Source organism: Pseudomonas sp. 10C3 (genome assembly GCF_036346185.1).
Classification (GTDB): domain Bacteria; phylum Pseudomonadota; class Gammaproteobacteria; order Pseudomonadales; family Pseudomonadaceae; genus Aquipseudomonas.
On the sequence record NZ_JASJVE010000059.1, the window covers coordinates 1 to 1887 of the forward strand.

Sequence of the window (1887 nt, forward strand, 5' to 3'; positions counted from 1 at the left end):
CATCTTGGTCACCTTTAAGCGTTCGTCAACGCGCAAAAACTCTTCATGCAGAGTAAGAAACTTGATATTTGATCGTTTCAGAAATTCATCTTTCAATTCTTGTTCTAATCGAACTATGCCAACTTGCTTTGCATAGTCATAAATCTCTTGAGCATATTTAAACTCTGGCGAAGATTCGCCGAATGCCCTCTTCACCTTTGGCAGATGGTTTAGAAGAATTTCAAAGGCCTTGTCATAGGCTTTGCGATACTGAAGACGAGCGCCCTTACTGTTGTCCTTGGTCGTCCAGTCAACCGACCGGCCATTGGCATATAAACGACCTATCGAGTGACCAATGCGCTGAGTAGCAAGGCCACGCAAGTAGGGAATCTCGTTACCCTCCCCGACTGAAATATTCGTAGTCAGGTCGATACGATGAATGCAGCAGCCGTCGGCCCAAAGATGGCTGGACTTGGCACCCGATTCGCCGCTGCGTATCTCAAAGCGCGTGCAACGGGTGAAAGCAGGAAGGCCGTACTCTGCGAGCAGACGGTTATAGACGGCGATGCACTGCGCAACAGTTTCAAAGCCCCAGAGGTTGTCATGACGGTTGAGACGAGAAGGATTGCCATCGACAGTGATTTTCCGGCCGTTAATTTGGATTCGGATAGACGAACTATGGCTACCCTCATGCTTGACGGGACGATAGGACGTGCTGAGGACTTCGCCGGTCAGGGTGTCGATAGCCTTGAAAGCGGTGTCCGAGATCACCGGAAGGTCAAAATCGAATTCCTGAGAAACCTTGAGCCAATCGATGAACATAAAAATCCCTGTCAATACCGGAATAGCGGCAACTCAATACCGGTATGCTAACCAAGGAGCATGACGCTATGCAAGCAAATAAATACCGGAATAACGGAACTGTACAGGTGAACAGCATTTACGATCTCGGCATGATGAGAAGCCAGAGCGAACGAACCATGAATTTCAGCGAGAACCTGAAGAAGTTCAGGAAAGCGCGAGGGCTGACTCAGCCTCAGGTTTGGGGGCCTGCAGGCGTAGCAAAATCCAGTTACACCTCATACGAGGCAGGGTCGCAGATGCCATCTGCGGACAAGGTAGTAGAGATTGCGAAGGTGCTCGGCGTAACAACTGATGAACTGTTGCTGACAGAGGATGAAATGACGGTATCAGAAGACCTGAGGCCCATCTTAAAGCGATTCGATTCGTTACCGGCTGAGATACGAGTCCAAGCCCGGATTGCGCTGAAAGGCGTGCTTTTCGGCTTCGAACAAGAATCCCTGAAATAGGAACAAACAGTAAGCCAAAATCAAAAACACGCCTTCCCGATGGGAAAGCGACGCTCACTAGGGTGGAACCCTAGGGCCGCTGGGCCCCTCCTCTGTCGAGGATGACACCTACGCAACGAGCTTCCGCTCAGCTGCTTAGCACTCGAACAAGCTGCGCAGTGATACCTAAAACGCGATCGGGCCGGCCACATCATTGACGAAGAAAAGCAGATTTGGCTGATGCTGGCACCGAAGAGTTTTGCGGTAAAGTGGGGGTGTAACAGCACCCCCACCCGCTCCGCTCCGAAAATCTGAGAAGCAAGGAAGCAAAATGCACTGGATCCTATTCATCGGACTGAACATGAGTCTGAGCACGACTATGGGAGCCTTCGTGAGCGAGCAAGAATGCAACGAAGCCGCAGACAAGTACCTAGACCTAATGAACAAAATCGGAGCAGCAGCAAGCTGCATGCGAGACGACGACCCAGTCGTGATTTTGCTCAAAAATAAAGCGCGCTAAAAAATCAGACCTGCCGGGACCTGTCCTGATGTAGTGCTAAGCGTCACGGGACCGTGCAGGCTACGCAGATAAACCGAGGCGAAAGCTTTGGGTGAACAA

Annotated in this window: 2 protein-coding genes; one reads left to right on the forward strand and one right to left on the reverse strand. The window is 50.8% G+C overall.

Annotated elements, in window-relative coordinates; translation table 11 throughout:
- Positions 1–801, reverse strand: an 801-nt coding sequence (locus QN399_RS26070; protein WP_330201922.1) for a phage/plasmid replication protein, incomplete at its 3' end; no start/stop codon positions are given.
- Between the two features lie 68 nt (positions 802–869).
- Here QN399_RS26070 and QN399_RS26075 point away from each other — a divergent pair.
- Complete coding sequence (locus QN399_RS26075; RefSeq protein WP_330201923.1) at positions 870–1289, forward strand: helix-turn-helix transcriptional regulator; 420 nt, start codon at positions 870–872, stop codon at positions 1287–1289.
- Positions 1290–1887 lie beyond the last annotated feature (598 nt).

Coding starts and splice junctions, on each gene's coding strand:
- QN399_RS26075 (WP_330201923.1), top strand. CDS start 870: ATGCAAGCAAATAAATACCGGAATAACGGAACTGTACAGGTGAACAGC.